The organism is Erwinia sp. PME.40.26/001, assembly GCF_055556675.1.
The window spans coordinates 1-277 of record NZ_JBVHNP010000131.1 but is presented as its reverse complement, the minus strand read 5'-3'; the positions used below and the strand labels follow the sequence as shown (position 1 = coordinate 277).

1 protein-coding gene is annotated in these 277 nt (G+C 69.0%); it reads left to right on the top strand.

The features are described from left to right. Window positions 1-27: 27 nt before the first annotated feature. Window positions 28-277: hypothetical protein (locus ACZ3HG_RS23525; protein WP_465334764.1), on the top strand; the 250-nt coding region annotated here is incomplete at its 3' end.

The following is a 277-nucleotide window of genomic DNA, read 5'->3' as shown; positions in this document are numbered from 1 at the left end:
GCCATCGGCAGCCTGGCCGGACTGGATATGGATCAGTTGCAGCAAGTGGCGGCCACCCACGCGGAACTGCACGCAGCGCGCCCGACGCCACCGGAAGCGGTGCAGGGGCAATGGCGGCTGGCCGTGATCGGCTCCACCCTGGCGCAGCGCCTGGACAAACCCGGCCTGCTGCAGCGCCTGGGGCGTCCGCTGCAGTTGCTGGGTCCGTTCGAGAGCATCGAACAGGCGGCCATGGCCTTGAAGCGGGAAGAAGTGGATGCCCTGCTGCTGCACGAGC